Here is a 21,317-nt window from a genome sequence, read left to right as displayed (position 1 = left end):
CCCGAGGCGGCTGCGCCGCCTCCCTTCCGAAAATCTGGCCAAGCCTGGAGGAAGTACGGATGAAAAAAAACCACCTTGCGGTGGTTTTTTTTCATCTGCGAGCAGATTATTGCTTTGCGGGCTCGGAAGCAGCAGCAGCGGGAGCAGCAGGCGCGGAAGCGTCAGCAGCAGGTGCAGCGGCGGGAGCGGGAGCAGCAGCAGGAGCTTCAGCAGCGGGAGCAGCAGCAGGAGCTTCTTCTTTCTTACCGCAAGCAGCCAGGGCAGCAGCAGCAATCACAGCTGCCAAAACGAGAGATTTGTTCATTTTTAAAAACTTAAGTGAGTTAACGAAACAATTTCCGGAAATTGTCCGGGCAGCAAGCCACCCAGCCCTGGCAAAAGCATTCGATCTCTTTCCCCAGAACTAAAAATTATACAAGACCCAAATCGGTGCGTACGGGTTTTCCCTCTTTCGGGTATTACAAACCCAAGATGGTGCTCGGAAAACCCGGTGAACTCTGTCGCCGGCACTCCTCCAACTCTTCGCGCAAGAGCACGCGGCGCTGGGCTTCGATACCGGTAATCCCGGTGCTGCGCTTCGGGTCCAGTCGGCGCAGCACCCAATGCGGACTCCAGAGTGCACTGGGCAATTCCGAGGCATCAAGATGTCTGCACACACGACATTCGATCAAGTGATCCCAGGTGCCGCGCCATTGCACAAACCGCGCATGGTGGCGTTGCACTTCATCGAATCGGCGCGCCAGCATGAGAAGGCGCCGACCACTGCCGGCCCAGGCATTGAGCGACTCCACCACCGAGCGTTCGCGCAGTGGCCAATCCAGGTAGTCGGTATCGCACCACACCATCTCGCGCCAGCCCTCCCGTGCCGCGCAATCCAACGCATCGCGCAACAGCTGCGCAAAGGCGGCTGGGCCTGAGAACACGCCCTCTGGCAAGGCGGTATAGGGTTCAGTCATCGGGATGCAGCCAGCCCACGCCGCACCAGTCTTCCATGAGAGCGCGTGCACCCGCGCTCAGGCGTTTGACGTCTTTGGCGCCAAGACTGCGCGTCTGGGCCAGCGTTTGCATCAGCTGGGCATCCTTGCCGCCAGCACGAAAGCTCTCGCCATTGATGAAGACATGGTGGGCGTCGAACAGCATGCGCGTCTTGCGATCCAAGCGCACAGCGCCACGTACTTCCGGCTCACCACCATCGAACCAGACATTCGCTTTGGGCTCACTGAGGTACTCCCCCACGGCACGGGCCACAGCTAGCGGGTCTTGCAAGGCGGCCTGCAAGGCCTCTTGCGCAAAGGCCTGCAATGCTTCGGGCATGGCCGCACTTTGCTCTACTGCAGCTTGCTTGGGGTCACGGTACAGGCCCGTGCCCAGCTCATCCACAGCCTGCTCGGCGAGGCGTTGCAGGATCTCCTGCGCAAGCTCAGCGCGATCTGGCGAGCGAAAGCCGATGGAATAAGTCATGCACTCCCCCTCAGCAATGCCATCGTGGGCGTACTTGGGCGGCAAGTACAGCATGTCCCCAGGCTCCAACACGAACTCTTCCTCGGGTTCAAAGTTGGCAAGAATCTTCAGCGGCATGTCGGGCTGCAGACTCAGATCTATCTGGCGGCCAATGCGCCAGCGACGCCGACCATGAGCTTGCAGCAGAAAGACGTCATAACTGTCGAAATGCGGGCCCACGCCGCCGCCATCCGTGGCGTAGCTGATCATCACATCGTCCAGCCGTGCATCGGGCACAAAGCGGAACTGCTGCATGAGACTGTGCACGCGCTCCTCGTGCAGGTCCACCCCTTGCACCAGCAGGGTCCAGCCAGCCTGCTTGAAGGGCGGCAGCGCCTTGCGCGGAAACGGCCCGTGCTTGAAACGCCAGCCTGAACCCGACTTGGCCGAGGCCTGCACCACCAACCGCGACTCCACTTCTTCCTGCGCAGCCAGATCCAGCAACTCCGCCCTATCCAGCAAGGGCGCAAAGCCCGGAATGGCCTGGCGGATCACCAGCGGCTTCTTCTGCCAATGGCGTTGCATAAAGGTTTTTGGCGGAAGTCCGCCCAGCAGTTGCAGGGGTTCTTGGATGTTCATGGGACAATTCTCCTATGGAAATCACACCGCAATGCGTCGTCGCCCTGACCTGGACGCTGAAAGACACACTGGGCGAAGAACTGGACGTTTTGGACGAGCCGGTCGAGTTTTTGCTGGGCGGCAATGACCTGCTCCCCCCCATTGAAGCGGCCCTGCAAGGCCATGCGGCGGGCGCCAAGCTGGAGCTGCAAATTGAACCCGAACAAGCCTTTGGCGACTTCAATGACCAGTTGCTGTTTCTGGAGCCGCGCGCGTTGTTCCCCAAGGATTTGCAGGAAGGCCTGACGCTGGAAGGCCACGCCCTGCCCGAGGGTTGCAACCCCGATGCCCCCAAGGACGCGCTCTACACCGTGACCGATATTTACCCCGAACATGTAGTGCTGGACGGCAACCACCCGCTGGCGGGCATTGCCATTCGCATCAGCCTGAAGGTGGAGTCGGTACGCGAGGCGACCGAAGAAGAGATTGGCCGCGGCACCGCCGGTACGGGCTTTTTCCGCATCCAGCCCTTCCACGAAAGCGCGCCAGGCAACGACACGCTGCACTAAAGCAGCGTCGTAGCGCTACGGTTCAGGCCTTGCCGGTAGAGCCGTAGCCACCCTCCCCGCGCTGCGATGCGGGGAATTCATTCACGATATTGAACTGCGCCTGCACCACCGGCACGATCATCAGCTGCGCAATGCGCTCCATGGGCTGGATGGTGAACTCCGTGGCGCTGCGATTCCAGGCGCTCACCATGAGCTGCCCCTGGTAATCGCTGTCAATCAAGCCCACCAGATTGCCCAGCACGATGCCATGCTTGTGGCCCAGGCCCGAACGCGGCAGGATCAGCGCGGCATAAGCCGGGTCTTCCAGATAGATGGCCATGCCCGTGGGCACCAGTTGCCACGCGTTGGGGGCCAGCGTCAGCGGCGCATCCAGGCAGGCGCGCAGGTCCAGCCCCGCGCTACCGGGCGTGGCATAGGTGGGCAGGTTGTCGTTCAGACGGGCATCGAGGATCTTGACGTCAATTTTCATGGGATGGGTTTACTGGGTGGCACGCTGGCGCTTGGCAATCTCGGCAACCAGTTGCCGGGCCAACGCCAGTTTGGAATTTCGGGGAATCTCTTGGGCGCCCTGGGCATCGACCAGCAGCAGCGCGTTGTCGTCCTGCCCAAAGGTGGCGGGACCGATATTACCCACCAGCAGCGGCACACCCTTGCGCGCACGCTTGGCGGTGGCGTGGGCCAGCAGGTCATGGCTCTCGGCTGCAAAACCCACACAAAACAGCGTACCACTGGTGGCGCGCGGTGAATGCGCAATCTCGGCCAGGATGTCGGGGTTCTCCACAAAGCCCAGCGTGGGCGTGTTACCCGAGCCGTCCTTCTTGATTTTCTGGTCTGAAGCTTGGGCCGGGCGCCAATCTGCCACCGCCGCGGTTGCTATAAAAATAGTAGCTGCTTGCGCAGATTCCACGGCGGCTACATGCATATTTCTTGCAGATTTCACATCTACGCGCTGTACACCGCGCGGCGTGGGCAGAGCCACAGGGCCGGCCACCAGTGTCACCTCCGCACCCGCCTCGCGCGCCGCACGGGCGATGGCAAAGCCCATCTTGCCGCTGGACAGATTGGTAATGCCACGGACCGGGTCGATCGCCTCAAACGTAGGCCCGGCCGTCACCACCACGCGCTGCCCGGCCAGCACCTTGGGCTGGAAAAAGGCAATCACATCTTCAAGTAGTTCCTGCGGCTCCAACATGCGGCCGTCCCCCGTTTCACCGCAGGCCTGGAAACCGCTGCCCACGCCGAGCAGCGTGACGCCGTCGGCCTGCAACTGCGCCAGGTTGCGCTGGGTCGCGGGGTGGGCCCACATCTCGCGGTTCATGGCGGGGGCAATCAGCAGGGGCACGGACTCGATGGGGCGCGCCAGGCACATCAGGCTCAACAAGTCGTCGGCCCGGCCATGGAGCAGCTTGGCCATGAAATCCGCGCTGCAGGGAGCGACCAGGATGGCGTCGGCCTCACGGCTCAGATTGATGTGGGGCATGTTGTTGCGCTCCCGCGCATCCCACTGCGAGTCGTACACCGTGCGATTGCTCAGTGCCTGCATGGTCACGGGCGTGATGAACTGGGCCGCCGCCTCGGTCATGACAACCTGAACAGTGGCACCTTGCTTGATGAGCGCACGGCACAGTTCGGCCGCCTTGTAGCAGGCAATGCCGCCCGTGAGTCCGAGAACAATATGTTTGCCTGATAGATCCATACGACGCCTGTTGAGCTGTGGGCCGCAATGTAGCAGAGGCCCCAAGGCCCGACTCCTGGCATTGATACCTCTGCTGCAATCCGAAGGGGCCATGGCGCTGCACAGGCCCCCAGAACGCGCACGCCTATAATCTCGCTTTACCAGCTCAACGAACGCGCATGCGTTCGCCACAGACATGACCAAATTCGTCTTCGTCACCGGTGGTGTGGTGTCTTCCCTGGGCAAGGGAATCGCCTCCGCCTCCCTTGCTGCGATTCTGGAATCGCGGGGCCTGACAGTCACCCTCATCAAGCTAGACCCCTACCTCAACGTCGATCCCGGCACCATGTCGCCCCTGCAGCATGGCGAAGTATTTGTGACCGACGACGGTGCAGAAACTGATCTGGACCTCGGCCACTACGAGCGTTTCATCGAAACGCGCATGCGCAAGTCCAACAACTTCACCACGGGCCAGATCTACAAGAGCGTGCTCGACAAGGAACGCCGTGGTGACTACCTGGGCAAAACCGTGCAGGTCATCCCCCATGTGACCAATGAGATCCAGGAATTCGTCAAGCGCGGTGCGCGTTTTGGAGAACCCGATGCAGTGGATGTGGCCATCGTCGAAATCGGCGGCACTGTGGGCGACATCGAGTCCCTGCCATTCCTGGAAGCCGTGCGCCAGATGAGCCTCAAGCTCGGCCCCAACAACAGTGCCTTTGTCCACCTGAGCTACCTGCCCTGGATTGCAGCGGCCGGCGAGCTCAAGACCAAGCCCACCCAGCACACCGCCAAGCAGCTGCGCGAAATCGGAATCCAGGCCGACGCGCTGCTGTGCCGCGCCGACCGCCCCATCCCTGACGAAGAGCGCGCCAAGATCTCGCTGTTCTCCAACGTGCCAGAGTGGGGTGTCATCTCCATGTGGGACGTGGACACCATCTACAAGGTGCCGCGCATGCTGCACGAGCAGGGCCTGGACGGCCTGATCTGCGACAAGTTGCGCCTGAACACGCCGCCCGCCAACCTCAAGCGCTGGGATGATCTGGTCTTTGAAACCGAACACCCCAAAGGCGAAGTCACCATCGCCATGGTGGGCAAGTATGTAGACCTGACCGACAGCTACAAGTCCGTCAACGAAGCCCTGCGCCACGCCGGCATGAAGAACCATGTGCGCGTGAAGATCGAGCACGTGGACTCTGAAACCATCGACAGCGGCAGCATCAAGCAACTGGCCAAGTACGACGCCATTCTGGTCCCCGGCGGCTTCGGCAAACGCGGCATCGAAGGCAAGATCAACACGGCCCGTTTCGCCCGCGAAAACAAAGTGCCCTACCTCGGCATCTGCCTGGGCATGCAGGTTGCCACCATCGAATTCGCACGCCATGTGGCCGGCCTCGCCGACGCCAACAGCACCGAGTTTGAACCGGCCAGCCCGCACCCGGTGATTGCGCTGATCACCGAGTGGAAAGACGCAGATGGCACCATCAAGACGCGCGACGCCAACTCCGATCTGGGCGGCACCATGCGACTGGGTGCTCAAAGCTCTGATGTCTCCAAGGGCACGCTGGCCCACAAGATTTACGGCAATGTGGTGACCGAACGCCACCGCCACCGCTACGAAGCCAACGTCAACTACCTGGACCAACTGCGTCAGGCCGGACTGGTCATTTCGGCGCTGACCCAGCGCGAGCAGCTCACCGAAATCGTGGAGTTGCCGCAAAGTGTGCACCCTTGGTTTGTCGGTGTGCAGTTCCACCCCGAGTTCAAGTCCACACCCTGGAATGGACATCCCCTGTTCAACGCCTTCATCAAGGCGGCCGTGGACCACCAGTCCGGCGGCAAGGGCCTGAAGGCGGTGGCCTAATATGCAGCTGTGCGGATTTGACGTTGGCCTGGAGCATCGCTTTTTCCTGATCGCGGGCACCTGTTCCATCGAAGGCATGGAGATGTCTCTCGAAGTGGCTGGCCGGCTCAAGGAGGCCTGCGCCCCCTTGGGCATCCCCCTGATCTACAAGGGCTCCTTTGACAAGGCCAACCGGTCGTCGGGCACCAGCAAACGCGGTGTCGGCCTGGAGGCTGGCCTGAAAATCCTGGACGAAGTGCGTCGCCAGCTGCAGTTGCCCATCCTCACCGATGTGCACGACGAATCCCATGTAGCTGAAGTTGCCAGCGTCGTAGACGTGCTGCAGACACCCGCATTCCTCTGCCGCCAGACCGACTTCATCCGCGCTGTGGCCCAAAGCGGCAAGCCGGTGAATATCAAGAAAGGCCAGTTCCTTGCCCCTTGGGACATGAAGAACGTGGTGGACAAGGCCCGCGCCGCTGCCGAAGAAGTGGGGCTCTCGCCCGACAGATTCCTGGCCTGCGAACGCGGTGTGAGTTTTGGCTACAACAATCTGGTGGCTGACATGACCAGCCTGGCCGAGATGCGCAAATCAGGCGCACCCGTCGTGTTCGATGTGACCCACTCGGTGCAAAAGCCCGGCGGCCTGGGCGGTACCAGCGGTGGCGCACGCGAGATGGTGCCCGTGCTGGCGCGTGCCGGTGTGGCTGCCGGAGTGGCGGGGCTTTTCATGGAGACCCACCCCCGTCCTGCCGAAGCATGGTCAGACGGCCCGAATGCCGTGCCTCTCAAGCACATGAAAGCGCTACTGGAAACCTTGGTGGCGCTGGATTCCGTAACCAAAAAAACCGCCTTGCTGGAGAACGATTTCCAGTGAGGGCGGGCATGATTCCCTCTGCCGTTTTGTCTGTTTTTGAACCTGAAAGAACCCAATGAGCGCAATTGTTGATATCGTCGGTCGTGAAATCTTGGATTCCCGTGGCAACCCCACGGTCGAATGCGATGTGTTGCTGGAATCCGGCGTCATGGGCCGTGCGGCCGTTCCCTCCGGTGCCTCCACCGGTTCGCGTGAAGCCATCGAGCTGCGCGACGGCGACAAGAAGCGTTACCTCGGCAAGGGCGTGCTCAAAGCCGTCGAGCACATCAACACCGAAATCTCCGAAGCCGTGCTGGGCCTGGACGCTTCCGAGCAAGCCTTCCTGGACAAGACTCTGATCGACCTGGACGGCACCGAGAACAAGAGCCGCTTGGGCGCCAACGCCATGCTGGCTGTCTCTATGGCAGTGGCCCGCGCCGCAGCCGAAGAAGCAGGCCTGCCCCTGTACCGCTACTTCGGCGGCATGGGCAGCGTGCAAATGCCCGTGCCCATGATGAACGTCATGAACGGCGGCGAGCACGCCAACAACAACCTCGACCTGCAAGAGCTCATGATCATCCCCGTGGGCGCGCCCAGCTTCCGCGAAGCACTGCGCTACGGTGCCGAGGTGTTCCATGCCCTCAAGAAAATTCTGCACGACAAAGGCATCAGCACCGCCGTGGGCGACGAAGGCGGCTTTGCCCCCAACGTGGCCAACCACGAAGCGGCCATCCAGATGATTCTGGAAGCCATCGACAAGGCAGGTTACGTGGCCGGTGAGCAGATCGCCCTGGGCCTGGACTGCGCCGCCTCCGAGTTCTACAAAAACGGCAAGTACGAGCTCGAAGGCGAAGGCCTTAGCCTGACCGCGCAAGAGTGGACCGACATGCTGGCCACCTGGGTCGACAAGTACCCCATCATCAGCATCGAAGACGGCATGGCCGAAGGCGACTGGGACGGCTGGAAGACCCTGACCGACCGTTTGGGTGCCAAGGTGCAGATCGTGGGCGACGACCTCTTTGTGACCAACACCAAGATCCTGAAAGAAGGCATTGACAAGGGCATCGCCAACTCCATCCTGATCAAGATCAACCAGATCGGCACGCTGTCCGAAACCTTCGCAGCCATCGAAATGGCCAAGCGCGCCGGCTACACTGCCGTGGTGAGCCACCGCTCGGGGGAGACCGAAGACTCCACCATTTCCGACATCGCCGTGGGTACCAACGCGGGCCAGATCAAGACCGGCTCCCTGAGCCGCTCCGACCGCATGGCCAAGTACAACCAGCTGCTGCGCATCGAAGAGGATCTGGGTGATGTGGCTGTGTACCCCGGCCGCGCTGCTTTCTACAACCTCAAGTAAGAAGGTATGGCCCCCACGCTCGCGCACTGCGTGTCGTTCGCTGCCCCCCAAGGGGGCCACGTTACGCCTTGGGGCGGCCCGGCGGCGCAACCCGACTGAACCACAGCATGGCAAACCGCCTGGTCCCCGCTGCCCTGATCGCATTGCTGCTGATCTTGCACGGCCAACTGTGGTTTGGTCGGGGCAGCGTGCCCAATGTCTCCAAGCTGGCAAGCCAGCTGGAGGCCCAGAAGCAGCAAAACACCCAGGCGGCCCAGGCCAATGAGCGGCTGGTGGCCGAAATCAACGACCTGCGCGAAGGCTTGGAAATCGTTGAAGAAAAAGCGCGCTCGGAGCTCGGCATGGTCAAGTCCAACGAGATCTACGTGCAGATCGCCCGCTAAGCACCGGCGGCCGTGAAGATAGGCATCGTGGGGGCGGAATGCTGCGGCAAGTCCACCCTGTCCACCGCGCTGCACAGCGCACTGCACACCCGCTACCCAGGCATTGCACTGGTCAGCGAATACCTGCGTGAATGGAGTGAAGCCCATGGCCGCCCTCCCCGCGCGCCAGAGCAGGCCCATGTGGCCCAAGTACAGCAGCAACGCATATGGGATGCACCCCACGTGGTGGCCGACACAACACCCTTGGTCACCGCCGTCTACAGCGACGTGCTGTTCCACGACCCCAGCCTCTACCCCGCCGCACTGGACTTCCAGCGCAGCCTCAGCCTCACCCTGCTCGCCGGCCTGGATCTGCCTTGGGTGGCAGATGGCATCCAGCGGGATGGCGTAGCCGTGCAGCAGCGCATCGACACGCGCTTGCGCGAAGTCTTGCTGGAGGCACAAGTCCCCTTTGTCACCATCTACGGTCAAGGAGCACAGCGCCTGCAAGCAGCACTGCAGGCCCTGGACCAACTGGAGGGCCTGGGTAGCGCCAAGCGCAACGCCAGCCCGCCGTGGGTCTGGGCCTGCGACAGCTGTTCGGATGCAGAATGCGAGCACCGGCTGTTCAGCCGGCTGCGGACTCAGTGAGGGGCTGAACCGCCCTGCACCCGCTGCAGCGGATCGGTAAACAGCTGGGCCGCGTCGACCGGGTCGAAGCGTTCCTGGTTGCCGCAGAACTCGCAGGAGACCTCGATGTCGTCGCGTTCCGAGAGAATGCTTTCCACTTCGTCGCGGCCCAAACTCACAATCATCTTGGCCACGCGTTCGCGGCTGCAGCTGCAGGCAAAACGCGGTGCGCGCTCGCCCTCCTGGGGCGCAAAGCGCGTGAGCTGCTCCTCCCAGAACAGGCGCCGCAGAATGGTGTCCACATCCAGCGTCAGCAGCTCTTCCTGCTTGAGGCTGGCGGCCAAGGTGGCGATGCGGTTGTAGTCCTCGTTGCGGCCGATGGCATCCTCGTTCTCCTTGGAAACCAGGCTGCCCGAGAGATTCCCCTCGCCCTGCATGGGCAAACGCTGAATCAGCAAGCCCGCAGCCACCTGATCGTTGGCAGCCAGCACCAGCGTGGTGTCGAGCTGCTCGCTTTGCAGCATGTAGTGCTCCAGCACAGAGCTGAACCGTTCCAGCGGGCGGCCACGGTCGTCAAACAGCGGCACCACACCCTGGTAGGGCTGCTGACCCGGGAACTTGGTCCTGGGGTCCAGCGTGATGGCGCAACGGCCCTGGTTGTGCTGATTGACCATCTGGCTCAAGCTCTGCTCTTGCACCACAGTACCCGTCACCTTGGCCGTGGCGCGCAGCGCGAAGTCGGACTGCACCTCGGCCACCGCCACCTGCACGGGACCGTCGCCAAATATCTGCAATACCAGCGCACCGTCGAATTTGATATTGGACTGCATCAGCACCGCCGCCGCCGTCATCTCGCCCAGCAGCGCACGCACCGGCTCGGGGTAGGCGCCCGTCACGTTATTGGACGCACGCCGGCGCAGCACCTCCACCCAAGCGTCCGTCAGGCGGACGATGGCACCGCGCACCGGCAGGCCATCAAACAAAAACTTGTGCAATTCAGACATGCACCACTCCTTCATCCATTGGCTTACGCAATCTTCTTCAAACCCGCCTTGAAGCGGCGGGCGTTCTCTATGTAGTGCAGCGCATTCAGGCGCAAGCCTGCCTGCTGTTCGGGCGTCAGTTCGCGCACCACCTTGGCCGGACTGCCCAGAATCATGGAGCCGTCGGGAAATTCCTTGCCCTCGGTTACGAGCGAACCAGCGCCCACAATGCAGCCCTTGCCGATACGCGCTCCGTTGAGCACGATGGCGCCTATGCCGATGAGCGAGCCATCGCCCACGGTGCAGCCGTGCAGCATCACCTGGTGACCCACGGTCACGTTCTCGCCAATCGTCAGCGGCTTGCCCACGTCCGCGTGCAGCACGCTGGCGTCCTGGATGTTCGATCCCTTGCCGATGGTGATGGTGGCCGTATCGCCCCGCACCACGGCGCCAAACCAGACGCTGGCGTCTTCGGCCAGGGTCACGTCGCCCATGACCTGGGCGCTATCAGCCACCCAGGCCGAGGCCGCGATACGCGGCGCAATCTGGTCAAGTTCGTAAATGGCCATGTGCTGCTCCAGACTGCCCAAAAACTAGAATTGTAGAGATGGAACTCCGACACCTGGCGCTGCAAGCCTTTGAAATCTGTGCTCCGCTGGCCAAGGCGGAGGCCATGCAGGCGCTGGCCGACAAACTCGCCACGCTGCCCGTGGACCCGCAGGCCCACTTTGACTGGCCCGAACAACCCGGCCGTCCGGCCCAGCCCCAGCTGGTGCAACCCAAGGAAGTGCCGCGCCGCTCGCCCTTCACGGCCGAAGGCCATGCAGCCTTGGTGCACTCCATCGCCCATATCGAGTTCAACGCGATCAACCTCGCGCTGGACGCGGTCTGGCGCTTCCCCGGCCTGCCCGAGCGCTACTACCGCGACTGGATGCAGGTCGCGCTCGAAGAGTCGCAGCACTTCGCCATGCTCGAAGCCCATTTGCACCGTTGCGGCTACCCTTATGGCAGTTTTCCCGCGCACGACGGACTGTGGACCATGTGCGAGCACACGCGCCACGACGTAGTGGCGCGCATGGCCCTGGTGCCACGCACACTGGAGGCACGCGGCCTGGACGCCACGCCCATCATTCAGGCCAAGCTGCGCAAGGTCGGCACGCCCGAGGCGCTGGAGGTCTGCGGCCTGCTCGACACCATCCTGCGCGAGGAAGTTGGCCACGTCAGCGTGGGCAACCACTGGTTCCACTGGCTGTGCCAACGTGACGGGCTGGACGCTGCCGCCTTCTACGCACAAGCGGCAATGCGGCATGCGGCCCCTCGGCCCAAACCGCCCTTCAATCTGGAGGCACGCAAGCGCGCCGGATTCAGTGACACCGAGTTACAGCAACTTGCAGGCATCGGTCTAGAATAATCCGGACCATGCCCGACACCGCCACACCCACCCCAGCCGCCGACCCGCAGTCCACACTTGCCATCGCGCGCCAAGCCATTCTGGGCAGCGACCGCAGCGTGTTCGGCTACGAACTGTTTGACCGCTCTGGCACCCAGCACACGGCGTCCAGTGATGCCCAATTGCTGTTCAACCTGCTCTCAGCCGCCGATAGCCAGGTGCTGATGGAGCGCAAGACCCTGTTCATCAATTGCACCCACGACAGTCTGGCCGGTGGTCACCTGGAGCTGGTCACGCCCGAGCACATCGTGCTCGAAATCCCGCCCCTGCCGGTGACCGAGGTGGACCAGATTCAGACCCGCCTGCCCACGTTGCAGGCCATGCACGCGCGCGGCTTCCGTCTGGCGTTTGACTACTCGGTGCTGACGCGCTCCTATGAGAAGTGGCTGCCGCTGGCCTCTTTCATCAAATTCGACGCATCACTGCTCAAGCCGGCTTCACTGGCCTCGTTTGTGAAACTGGCCCAAGCCCAGAGCAAGGCCCAGCTCATTGCCGAGAAAGTGGAAACCGAAGTACAGCACAAGCAGTTGCAGGAACTGGGTGTGACGCTCTTTCAGGGCTACTGGTTTGCCAAGCCCGTGCTCATGGAAGGCCAGACAGTGCGCCCAGCCCAGGCCACCATCCTGCAGCTCATCAACCTGGTGCGCCAGCAGGCCAGCACCGACGAGATCGAGGAAGTGCTCAAGCGCGACCCCACGCTGTCCTTCAACCTGCTGCGCTTCATCAACTCGGCCAGCTTCGGCCTGCGCTCGGAAGTCAGCTCCTTCAAGCACGCCGTCATGCTGCTGGGTCTGAAGAAGTTGTTCAAGTGGGCCGCCCTGTTGCTCACCACCTCGCAGGCTGGTGGCGTCCCGCCCGCCGTGGGCAGCACTGCCGTGGTGCGGGGCCGCCTCATGGAGCTGCTGGCTGCTGACACGCTGGATTCCGACGAGCGTGACAACGCCTTTGTCGTGGGCATCTTCTCGCTCCTGGACACCCTGCTGGGTGTGCCCCTTCCCGCCGCGCTGGCCACACTGAGCCTGCCAGAGAGCGTCACCAACGCACTGCTCTACGGTACCGGTCCACTGGCCCCGTATCTGGCGCTGGCACAAGCCTGTGAGAGTGGTGACGACGAAAGCTTTGCCCGTACCACCGCGGCACTCGGCCTGAGCAGCAACCAGGTCAACTGGGCCCACCTGCAGGCGCTGGCCTGGGCCGAAACCCTGCTGGACTGACACCTATCCGCGCGGGTGGTGCTGCGCATGCAGCGCCGCAAGCCTCTCACGCGCTACGTGGGTGTAAATGGTGGTGGTGGAAATATCGGCGTGCCCCAACAGCATCTGCACCGAACGCAAGTCCGCACCATGGTTGAGCAAATGGGTGGCGAAGGCATGCCGCAGGGTGTGTGGTGACAAGGGAGCGCGAATGCCAGCCTGCTGCGCATAGCGCTTCACCAGTGACCAGAACATCACCCGCGTCATGGCACTGCCAGCAGTACTGCCGCGCACGGTGACAAACAAGTCCTGCGTCTGCTTGGGGCCCAGCAACTCCGGGCGAGCCTGCCCCAGATAGCGTTGCAGCCAATCGCGCGCCACCTCGCCAAAGGGCACCAACCGCTCCTTGGAGCCCTTGCCCATGACGCGCAGCACACCTTCGTTGAGGCCCACGTGCAACACACGCAGATCGACCAATTCGCTCACGCGCAGGCCGCTGGCATACATCAGCTCCAGCATGGTGCGGTCCCGCACACCCAGGGCCGTACTGGTGTCTGGCGCTGCCAGCAAGGCCTCCACTTGAGCCTCGGTTAGCGTCTTGGGGACCCGCAAAGCCTGTTTGGCAGCATCCAGCCGCAGTGTCGGGTCCTGCTGCACCATGCCTTCGCGCAAAGCCCAACGGTAATAGCGGCGCAGCACCGTCAGGCGCCGGTTGGCCGTGGTGGCCTTGGTCTGGTGGTGGCGGGCTGCAAAGTAGCCCTGGATATGCGTTTCCTGTGCGGAATCCAGTGGCGTGGATTCCAGCCACTGGGCGAATAAGGTCAGGTCGCGCCGGTAGGCCTGGAGGGTGTTGGGCGACAGCCCTTCCTCCAACCAGATGGCGTCTATGAATGCATCAATGGATGGGGTGTCGGTAAGGCCTGCGCTCATTCCAGTCGGAGTTTGGCGGTATCCACCACTTTTTTGTAAACCTCGTACTCTGCCTTGATCTGGGCCGTGAACTGCTCAGGCGAATTGCCTTCAATCAGCGAACCGGTTTCCTCGATGCGCTTGCGCACCGCCGGATCTTCCAGCACCTTACGTACCGCAACATTCACCTTGTCCACAACTTCCTTGGGCAGGCCCTTGGGACCGTAGATGCCATAAAAGGCCATGCGATTCACCGGCTCCAGCCCCACTTCCTTGAAGGTGGGCACATTGGGTAATTGCGCCAGACGCTGGGGCGCCGCTACCACGATGGGCACCAGCTTGCCGCTCTGGATGAAAGGCAGGGCGGAAGGCAGGTTGTCAAAAATCAGCGGAACCTGGCCGCCCACGGTGTCGTTCAGGGCCGGGCCCGCACCGCGGTAGGGGATGTGGGTGATGAACACGCCCGCCAGGTTCTTGAAAAGCTCGGTCTGCATATGGCCAATGCCGCCCGTGCCCGAGGACGCGTAGGAATAACGTCCGGGCTTGCTCTTGAGCTCAGCAATGAAGCCCTTGTAGTCCTTGGCCGGGAAACTGGGATGCACCGCAATCACGTTGGGTGTCGCTGCAATGTTCACGATGGGTGTGAAATCAGTCAGCGGGTTGTAGGGGTTCTTGGGATTGATGGCCGGATTGGCGGCCACGGTAGAAACGGTGGCGATACCCAACGAATACCCATCGGGCACGGCCTTGGCTGTCTCATTGGCGCCCACCACGCCACCGCCACCTGCCTTGTTTTCCACAATCACGCTCTGTCCCAAGGCCTTGCCCAGGGGGTCTGCAATCGTGCGCGCAATGATGTCCGTCGTGCCGCCGGGGGCGAAGGGCACTTGCAGCTTGATGAGCTTGTTGGGGTAACTCTGGGCCAGCGCTGCGCCGGACGCAGCCAACAAGCCCAATGCAAACAAAACGCGACGGTGCATAGCAATCTCCTGTGGTGTGTTTGTCGGCATGGTACCCGCCCGACGGCTCGCACTGGCTTACAAGCCTCCCCCGTAGAAACCCGGAGCTGGCCTGAGCGGCTGCTATCCTTCCTGGGTGAACTACGCCCAACTTCTTTTCCCCGACTTTTCTCTGATTCTGCTTGGCTACCTGGTTTGCCGCTACACCGCGCTGAACCGGTCTGTCTGGGAGCAGGTCGAGTCACTGGTGTACTACTTTCTATTCCCGGTACTGCTGTTCCACTCCATTGTGAAGAGCCCGCTGGATCTGGGCGCCGCCTCCAGCCTCATGGGCGCGGGCTGGCTCACCGGCCTGATTGCTATTGCCATGGCCTACGCCCTACCCCGCCTGCCCTGTCTGGGCCGCCACATCGATGCGCGCGACCATGCCTCCAGCGCCCAGATTGCCTTTCGCTTCAACTCGTTCATCGGCTTGGCCATTGCCGACCGCCTGGCTGGCCCTCAGGGCCTGCAGCTCATCGCTGTGCTGATCGGCGTGTGCGTCCCCCTGTTCAATGTGGCTGCCGTCTGGCCCATGGCCCGGCACGCCCAACGGGGCTTCGGGCGTGAGCTGATCCGCAACCCGCTGATCGTCGCCACCGCATCGGGGCTGGTTGCAAACCTCATGGGCTTCAGCCTCCCGGTCTGGGCGGAGCCCACGGTCACCCGCCTGGGCGCGGCGTCTCTGGCACTGGGTCTGATGTCGGCCGGCGCCGGCATGCAATTGGGCGCGCTGGCGCGTGGCAAGACGCTGGCAGTGGCCGTACTGGCCATCCGCCACCTGTTGACGCCCGTGGCGGCAATGGGGGTGGCGCTACTCATCGGGCTCAACCCCACGCAGACCACGATGCTGTTGGCCTTCTCGGCCTTGCCTACGGCGTCGAGCTGCTATGTGCTGGCCGCCCGCATGGGCTATGACGGAACCTACGTCGCAGCACTGGTGACCCTCTCCACCCTGCTGGGCGTGGTCAGCCTGCCCTTTGCACTGGGTGTGCTGCGCTACCTGTAGACCAACACCGTTTCAGTACCAATGCTGCAGTGCCTCGGCGTGCAGCGCATGGCGCTCGCTGTCCTGCGGCACCCAGGATACGGCGCTGCAAGCAGCCCGCGTGAGGAAGTCCAGCATCCACAGATGGCGGCGCAACACACGCTCCTGCCGGTGGCCGATCAGGGGGTTAAAGATGCCATGGCGGCTGAAGAGCTGGCGCGGGTTCTTCTTGATCCACAGCCAGGACCCCATTTCCAGCGTCAGCGGCAGAAACGTACGCCCGGACACGGCGCGCGACTCCAGGTAAAGATGGTCCCAGAGATCGCCATGCGTGAGGTACTGCAGGCTTTGCGGCTCGAACACATAGGGATGGTGGTTGTAGGTCTGGCGGAAGATGCGCTGCAGGGCATACATCTCAGCCAGATGGTGCAAGGCCTGCCGCGTGTGGGCAAACGGAAACCACAACCGGTCCTGCACGCCAAAGCCCGAATGGCAGTCCACCGACATGCTGAAGGCACGCGGCAGCAGCTCCTGTGCCACCACCTCACACACGGCGCGACTTTCCTCCTCCATGGGTTCATCAGCACGGCCACGGTACCAGGGAAGGCGTGCGCTCAGGCGCTGGCCTCCAACCAGGGCGGGCACCGGCTCCAGCGCGTCCAACGGCGCATTGCGCATCAGGTCTACCCCCCGCGGATTGGCGCGCGTGCCCAGCAACATACCGCCCGGGTTCACCAGCGGCATGAACACCATGCGCAGGGATTCGAGCTGGCGTTGCAAGGTGTGGTCCCAGTTCAGGCGCATGACGATGCTGTTGAGGTAGGCCAGCACCACCTCGGCGCCAATGCGTTCCAGGCCGTGCACGCCGCCGAAGAAGCCGATCGCAGGTACCTGCGGGTCTGGGTTACCCAGGGCAATGGCATACACCGGCAGCATGGTGCCCCGGCAGTCCACCTGGCACACCACGCGGGTCTGCACCCGGTCGCCGGCCAGCTGCAGGATCCGCTCCAGTTCGGTCAGGGCATCAAGTGCGCGTTGGGACAAGGTGGTCAGGCTCCAGAACAGGCGCCAGCATAGTGGTCTGACACCGTTGGCGCAGCGTCTTTGTGCCCCCTGATGCCGGGGCGCCACAGTGCCATCAAAGCGTCACATTCGGCACCTAGAGTCCCTGCATCTGCAACCCGCCTGGAGACCACCATGATCCTCAAGCTGCTCGGACTGCAACGTTTGCTCGATGAACTCTTTGAAGAGAACTGGCTGGAGCCAGTCGCCCTCATCGAACTCTGATGCACCGCCCTCCCGCCATGCCCAAGCGCCGCCCCTTTCTGCCCTGGCTCGCCGTAACCCTGGCCCTGGTTCAGGGTGTGGGTGAGCTGCTGGCCCTGCAACGCAGCCACACGCCCAAACGCCGCCGCTGACCCTACACTGGGCGCATGCGATTTCTCAAGCGCGCTGCCCTGGCGGTGGTTTTTTTGCTGGCACTGGCAGCCGCCGTGCTGGCCTGGCTGCTGCACCATCCTCCGGGCCTGCAGGGCCTGGATGCCCTGCGCTGGCCCACGCCGCCGGCCCCGCAGACGCCCTTGTGCGTGAGCTTTCTGGGCGTGGCCACCGTGCTGCTGGACGATGGTGAAACCGCGCTGCTGACGGACGGCTTCTTTTCCCGACCCGACCGCATTACCACATTCCTGCGCCAGGTGGAGCCCGATGTACCCGGTATCGCGGCCGGACTCCAGCGCGCTGGCATTCCGGCCCGCACCGGCAAACTGGCCTCCGTGATTCCCCTGCATTCCCATTACGACCACGCCATGGACGCGCCCGAAGTGGCCAAGCGCACGGGGGCGCTGCTGCTGGGCTCCAGCTCCACCGCCATGGTGGGCCGCGGCTGGGGCCTGCCCGAGGCGCAGATCCGTACGGCCGAGCTGCGCAAGCCCTACACCTTCGGGCGCTTCACCGTCACGCTGTACCCTGCATTGCACACGCCTACCGGCTTTACTGGCGGCGAGATCACGGCACCGCTAAAGCCGCCCGTACGCGCCACGGAGTACAAGGAAGGCCAGAGCTATGTGGCCCACATCACCCACGACGGGCGCAGCCTGCTCATCACCAGCACGGCGGGCTTCGTGCCCGGCGCGCTGCAGGGCGTGAAAGCAGACGTGGTCCTGCTGGGCATCGGTGCCATGGGACCGCGCAGTCTGGAGCACAAGACCACCTACTGGCAGGAGACCGTGGCCACCGTGGGCGCGCGGCGTGTCATCCCCATCCACTGGGACGACTTCTGGATTCCCTCCACCCTGCCCATGCAGCCCATGCCCAAGCCGCTGGACGACTTTGAGGCGTCCATGGCCTTTCTGCAAAAGCAGGCCGCTGCGGACAAGGTGGATCTCCGGCTGCCGCTGGAATGGCAACCCATGGATGTGTTTGCGGGTCTGCCGCCGCTCAGGTAGGTGACGCGGGCCTGGCCTGCTGCAAGGCCCATTGCACGTGCTCCTGCACCTGCGGGTCTGGGTGGCCCGCACGGCGTTGCAGCGACTGAACCACAGTAACGCGCTGGGCTGCAGTCAAGCCCGTCCCTTGCAGGGCGTTGCCCAAGGCCACCGCCACATTGCGCAGCCAGCGCGCGTGGCCAATGCGGCGGATCGGGCTGCCTTCGGTGTGCTTCAGGAAGGTGTCTTCGGTCCAATCCAGCAGCGTGGCCAGTTGCTCGCCAGCCAGACCTTCACGGGCGTCGAAGTCCGGCAGGCTGCTGCGCTGGGCAAATTTGTTCCAGGGGCACACCAGCTGGCAATCGTCGCAGCCGTAGATGCGGTTGCCCAGCAGCGGGCGCATCTCCAGCGGAATGGGGCCCGCATGTTCGATGGTCAGGTAGGAGATGCAGCGCCGCGCATCCAGCCGGTACGGCGCGATGATGGCCTGCGTGGGGCAGGCGCTGATGCAGGCGCTGCAGCTTCCGCAGCGCGCCTCCACAGGCGCGCTGGCAGGCAAGGACACGTCCACATAAATCTCGCCCAGAAAGAACATGGAGCCGGCCTCGCGGTTGAGCAACAGCGTGTGCTTGCCGCGCCAGCCCTGGCCGCTGCGCGAAGCCAACTCGGCCTCCAGCACCGGGGCCGAATCGGTGAACACGCGGTAGCCCATGGGGCCCATGTGCGCCGACAGCCGATCCGCCAGCTTTTGCAGGCGGTTGCGCAAGACCTTGTGGTAGTCCCGCCCCCGCGCGTAGACCGACACAATGCCCTCGCCGGGGCGCTGCAAACGCGCCAGTTCGGCGTCCTGCCAGCCGGCTTCGGTGGCCTGGGGCAGGTAGTCCATGCGTGCGGTGATCACGCTCACTGTGCCGGGCACCAGCTCGGCCGGGCGGGCGCGTTTGAGGCCGTGCTGGGCCATGTAAGCCATCTCACCGTGGAAACCGTGCGACAACCAGGCCAATAAACCGGCCTCGGCGGACGACAAATCGACACCGGCCACGCCAATTTGGGAGAATCCAAGTTCCCGGGCCCAGGCCCGCACCTGTGCCACCAGTTGGTCGCCACTGAATTGAGCCTTGTCTTGCACGCTGTTGATCGTCACCACCCCATTGTAGAAAGCGCCACCCTGGTCTGGCCCGACGAAGCCGCCACCCAAACCTTTGCCCGGCACTGGGCCAGCCAGCCCGCGCTGGCCAACACCTTTGTGGCCCTGCATGGTGACCTGGGCGCCGGCAAGACCACGCTGGTACGCCACCTGCTGCAGGCACTGGGCGTGACGGGCCGCATCAAGAGCCCCACCTACGCCGTGGTGGAACCCTACGAGCTGGACGCGCTCAACATCTGGCACTTTGACTTCTACCGCTTCAACGACCCGCGCGAGTGGGAGGAAGCAGGATTCCGTGACATCTTCGCCAGCCCCGGCCTCAAACTGGCAGAGTGGCCCGAAAAGGCGGCCAGCATGCTGCCGGTGGCCGATGTAGACCTGCACATCCGCACCTTGGACGACAACCGCCGCCAGGTCACCCTGCACGCGCACACCGCCACAGGCCAGGCCCTGCTGCGGGGCCTGCCGGAGACAGCTGCGTGAAGCGCCGTTCCCTGCTGCAAGCCGGCAGCGTGGTGCTGACGCTGGGCGCCGCCCACCTGGCGCGCGGCGCCACCATCATGACGGTGCGCGTGTGGCCCGCGGCCGAGTACTCGCGCGTCACCATCGAATCCGACGCGGCCCTGTCCGCCAAGCAGATCTTCGTACCCAGCCCGCCGCGCCTGGCGGTGGACATCGAGGGCATTGCGCTCAACCCCGCGCTCAAGGAACTGGTGGCCAAGGTCAAGGCCGACGACCCCAACATCGCCGGCATCCGCGTGGGCCAGTTCACGCCCACGGTGGTGCGGCTGGTGGTGGACCTCAAGCACCCCATCCGCCCCCAGGTCTTCTCACTCGCGCCCGTGGCGGCCTACCAGCACCGGCTGGTGTTCGACCTTTACCCGGTGGACGAGGTGGACCCGCTGGAAGGCCTGATTGCAGAGCGCCTGAAAGACGCCGCGCCCAAGCCCGCAGCCGCCGCCAGCAAGGCCCCGGCTGATCCGCTGGATGCGCTGATTGCCCAGCATACCCAGCGCCCGGCTTCCGCCCCGGCGGCCGCGGCAAATGCAGCCGCTCCTAAAACAGGAGCTACTCGCGCAGATTCCACGGGGGTTACAGGCCAAAATGGCAATAAACCTGCGGCAGCATCCGATGCAACCCCCACCACCGAGCGCCTCATCATCATTGCGCTGGACCCTGGCCATGGTGGCGAGGACCCCGGCGCCATCGGCCCGGCCGGCACCAAGGAAAAAGACGTGGTGCTCAAGCTGGCCCACCTGCTGCGTGAGCGCATCAACAACACGACGGTGAACGGCAGCGCCATGCGCGCCTACCTCACGCGCGATGCCGATTTCTTTGTGCCCCTGGGCACGCGCGTGCAGAAGGCGCGCCGGGTGCAGGCCGACCTGTTTGTGAGCCTGCATGCCGACGCCTTCTTCACCCCCGACCCACAGGGTGCCAGCGTGTTCGCGCTGAGCCAGGGTGGTGCCTCCAGCAGCGCCGCGCGCTGGATGGCGGCCAAGGAAAACAAGGCGGATTTGATTGGGGGCCTGAACGTCAAGGCCAAGGACGCCACCGTGCAGCGCGCGCTGCTGGACATGAGCACCACCGCCCAGATCAACGACAGCCTCAAGCTGGGCAGCAACCTGCTGGGCGAGATCAAGCGCGTGGGCAAGTTGCACAAGCCCAAGGTGGAGCAGGCATCGTTTGCCGTGCTCAAAGCGCCCGACATCCCCAGCGTGCTGGTGGAGGCGGCCTTCATCAGCAACCCCAAGGAAGAGTCCAAGCTCAACAGCGAGGACTACCAGAACCAGCTGGCCGACGCGCTGATGCGCGGCATCCTGGCCTACTTCGCCAAGAACCCGCCGCTGGCGCGCAACCGCAGCCTCTAGCC

General features: G+C 63.5%; 24 protein-coding genes. 14 read left to right on the top strand and 10 right to left on the bottom strand.

The genetic code is table 11. The annotated features are described in order from the left end of the window. Positions 1–59 precede the first annotated feature (59 nt). Positions 60–407, top strand: coding sequence for a hypothetical protein (locus AC1RNN_RS14940; protein ID WP_493089862.1), 348 nt, complete (start codon positions 60–62; stop codon positions 405–407). A 51-nt stretch (positions 408–458) separates the two neighbouring features. Here the strand turns inward: AC1RNN_RS14940 and AC1RNN_RS14935 are convergent, their stop codons facing one another. Continuing rightward, positions 459–956 (bottom strand): hypothetical protein, encoded by a 498-nt coding sequence (locus AC1RNN_RS14935; protein WP_493089863.1) that lies wholly within the window; start codon positions 954–956, stop codon positions 459–461. Then, positions 949–2,079, bottom strand: a complete 1,131-nt coding sequence (locus AC1RNN_RS14930) for a JmjC domain-containing protein (RefSeq protein ID WP_493089864.1) — start codon at positions 2,077–2,079, stop codon at positions 949–951. The genes AC1RNN_RS14935 and AC1RNN_RS14930 overlap by 8 nt, the downstream gene beginning before the upstream one ends. Positions 2,080–2,093: 14 nt before the next feature. Here AC1RNN_RS14930 and AC1RNN_RS14925 point away from each other — a divergent pair, with 14 nt between their 5' ends. Beyond that, positions 2,094–2,627, top strand: coding sequence for an FKBP-type peptidyl-prolyl cis-trans isomerase (locus AC1RNN_RS14925; protein ID WP_493089865.1), 534 nt, complete (start codon positions 2,094–2,096; stop codon positions 2,625–2,627). Positions 2,628–2,649: 22 nt separating this feature from the next. Here the strand turns inward: AC1RNN_RS14925 and dut are convergent, their stop codons facing one another. Both dut and coaBC read right to left on the bottom strand, forming a co-directional pair. After that, positions 2,650–3,096, bottom strand: a complete 447-nt coding sequence (gene dut / locus AC1RNN_RS14920; RefSeq protein WP_493089866.1) for a dUTP diphosphatase — start codon at positions 3,094–3,096, stop codon at positions 2,650–2,652. 9 nt (positions 3,097–3,105) lie between these two features. Next, on the bottom strand, positions 3,106–4,323 hold the full coding sequence (coaBC, locus tag AC1RNN_RS14915) for a bifunctional phosphopantothenoylcysteine decarboxylase/phosphopantothenate--cysteine ligase CoaBC (RefSeq protein ID WP_493089867.1): 1,218 nt from the start codon (positions 4,321–4,323) through the stop codon (positions 3,106–3,108). Between the two features lie 175 nt (positions 4,324–4,498). Between coaBC and pyrG the strand changes: the two genes are divergently transcribed. From pyrG to AC1RNN_RS14890, 5 genes are all read left to right on the top strand, one after another. Beyond that, the gene (gene pyrG / locus AC1RNN_RS14910) at positions 4,499–6,166 is read left to right on the top strand and encodes a CTP synthase (protein WP_493089868.1); all 1,668 of its coding nucleotides are present in this window, start codon (positions 4,499–4,501) and stop codon (positions 6,164–6,166) included. 1 nt (position 6,167) lies between these two features. After that, positions 6,168–7,022 carry a 3-deoxy-8-phosphooctulonate synthase gene (kdsA, locus tag AC1RNN_RS14905; RefSeq protein WP_493089869.1) on the top strand — a complete coding sequence of 285 codons (855 nt, stop codon included), beginning with the start codon at positions 6,168–6,170 and terminating at the stop codon, positions 7,020–7,022. A gap of 55 nt (positions 7,023–7,077) precedes the next feature. Continuing rightward, entirely contained in the window at positions 7,078–8,361 is a 1,284-nt protein-coding gene (eno, locus tag AC1RNN_RS14900; RefSeq protein ID WP_493089870.1) for a phosphopyruvate hydratase, read from the top strand. Between the two features lie 107 nt (positions 8,362–8,468). Then, on the top strand, positions 8,469–8,744 hold the full coding sequence (locus AC1RNN_RS14895; RefSeq protein ID WP_493089871.1) for a septum formation initiator family protein: 276 nt from the start codon (positions 8,469–8,471) through the stop codon (positions 8,742–8,744). A gap of 12 nt (positions 8,745–8,756) precedes the next feature. Next, positions 8,757–9,374, top strand: a complete 618-nt coding sequence (locus tag AC1RNN_RS14890; RefSeq protein WP_493089872.1) for an AAA family ATPase — start codon at positions 8,757–8,759, stop codon at positions 9,372–9,374. On the opposite strand, the gene hslO is transcribed toward AC1RNN_RS14890, so the two are convergent. Both hslO and AC1RNN_RS14880 read right to left on the bottom strand, forming a co-directional pair. Continuing rightward, positions 9,368–10,357, bottom strand: coding sequence for an Hsp33 family molecular chaperone HslO (hslO, locus tag AC1RNN_RS14885; protein ID WP_493089873.1), 990 nt, complete (start codon positions 10,355–10,357; stop codon positions 9,368–9,370). The two genes, AC1RNN_RS14890 and hslO, sit on opposite strands and share 7 nt — an antisense overlap. Positions 10,358–10,380: 23 nt before the next feature. Next, complete coding sequence (locus tag AC1RNN_RS14880; RefSeq protein ID WP_493089874.1) at positions 10,381–10,905, bottom strand: gamma carbonic anhydrase family protein; 525 nt, start codon at positions 10,903–10,905, stop codon at positions 10,381–10,383. A gap of 38 nt (positions 10,906–10,943) precedes the next feature. On the opposite strand from AC1RNN_RS14880, the gene AC1RNN_RS14875 reads away from it, so the two are divergent. Together AC1RNN_RS14875 and AC1RNN_RS14870 are read left to right on the top strand one after the other, a co-directional pair. Continuing rightward, positions 10,944–11,747, top strand: coding sequence for a ferritin-like domain-containing protein (locus AC1RNN_RS14875; RefSeq protein ID WP_493089875.1), 804 nt, complete (start codon positions 10,944–10,946; stop codon positions 11,745–11,747). 8 nt (positions 11,748–11,755) lie between these two features. Beyond that, complete coding sequence (locus AC1RNN_RS14870) at positions 11,756–13,000, top strand: EAL and HDOD domain-containing protein (protein ID WP_493089876.1); 1,245 nt, start codon at positions 11,756–11,758, stop codon at positions 12,998–13,000. A gap of 3 nt (positions 13,001–13,003) precedes the next feature. Here AC1RNN_RS14870 and xerD read toward each other — a convergent pair whose 3' ends face one another. Both xerD and AC1RNN_RS14860 read right to left on the bottom strand, forming a co-directional pair. After that, a complete protein-coding gene (gene xerD / locus AC1RNN_RS14865) occupies positions 13,004–13,909 on the bottom strand; it encodes a site-specific tyrosine recombinase XerD (RefSeq protein ID WP_493089877.1) in 906 nt (301 codons plus the stop codon). Further along, positions 13,906–14,868 (bottom strand): tripartite tricarboxylate transporter substrate binding protein BugE, encoded by a 963-nt coding sequence (locus AC1RNN_RS14860; protein WP_493089878.1) that lies wholly within the window; start codon positions 14,866–14,868, stop codon positions 13,906–13,908. Before AC1RNN_RS14860 ends, xerD begins: the two co-directional genes overlap by 4 nt. A gap of 115 nt (positions 14,869–14,983) precedes the next feature. On the opposite strand from AC1RNN_RS14860, the gene AC1RNN_RS14855 reads away from it, so the two are divergent. Next, positions 14,984–15,895 (top strand): AEC family transporter, encoded by a 912-nt coding sequence (locus AC1RNN_RS14855; protein ID WP_493089879.1) that lies wholly within the window; start codon positions 14,984–14,986, stop codon positions 15,893–15,895. 12 nt (positions 15,896–15,907) lie between these two features. Here AC1RNN_RS14855 and AC1RNN_RS14850 read toward each other — a convergent pair whose 3' ends face one another. Continuing rightward, positions 15,908–16,918: a M14 family zinc carboxypeptidase gene (locus tag AC1RNN_RS14850; protein ID WP_493089880.1), complete on the bottom strand. Its 1,011-nt coding sequence runs from the start codon at positions 16,916–16,918 to the stop codon at positions 15,908–15,910. 242 nt (positions 16,919–17,160) lie between these two features. Between AC1RNN_RS14850 and AC1RNN_RS14845 the strand changes: the two genes are divergently transcribed. Both AC1RNN_RS14845 and AC1RNN_RS14840 read left to right on the top strand, forming a co-directional pair. After that, positions 17,161–17,292 carry a hypothetical protein gene (locus tag AC1RNN_RS14845; protein WP_493089881.1) on the top strand — a complete coding sequence of 44 codons (132 nt, stop codon included), beginning with the start codon at positions 17,161–17,163 and terminating at the stop codon, positions 17,290–17,292. A gap of 15 nt (positions 17,293–17,307) precedes the next feature. Then, entirely contained in the window at positions 17,308–18,318 is a 1,011-nt protein-coding gene (locus AC1RNN_RS14840) for an MBL fold metallo-hydrolase (protein ID WP_493089882.1), read from the top strand. Here AC1RNN_RS14840 and queG read toward each other — a convergent pair. Next, positions 18,311–19,441, bottom strand: coding sequence for a tRNA epoxyqueuosine(34) reductase QueG (queG, locus tag AC1RNN_RS14835; protein WP_493089883.1), 1,131 nt, complete (start codon positions 19,439–19,441; stop codon positions 18,311–18,313). The genes AC1RNN_RS14840 and queG overlap by 8 nt on opposite strands. Here queG and tsaE point away from each other — a divergent pair. Together tsaE and AC1RNN_RS14825 are read left to right on the top strand one after the other, a co-directional pair. Next, on the top strand, positions 19,421–19,927 hold the full coding sequence (gene tsaE, locus AC1RNN_RS14830; RefSeq protein ID WP_493089884.1) for a tRNA (adenosine(37)-N6)-threonylcarbamoyltransferase complex ATPase subunit type 1 TsaE: 507 nt from the start codon (positions 19,421–19,423) through the stop codon (positions 19,925–19,927). The genes queG and tsaE overlap by 21 nt on opposite strands. Further along, entirely contained in the window at positions 19,924–21,315 is a 1,392-nt protein-coding gene (locus tag AC1RNN_RS14825; protein ID WP_493089885.1) for an N-acetylmuramoyl-L-alanine amidase, read from the top strand. The genes tsaE and AC1RNN_RS14825 overlap by 4 nt, the downstream gene beginning before the upstream one ends. The last annotated feature ends 2 nt before the right edge of the window (positions 21,316–21,317 follow it).

The sequence above is a fragment of the Rhodoferax sp. GW822-FHT02D07 genome (assembly GCF_058802405.1).
The sequence above is the reverse complement of the archived record's forward strand: the minus strand, read 5'-3'. Positions and strand labels throughout refer to the sequence as shown.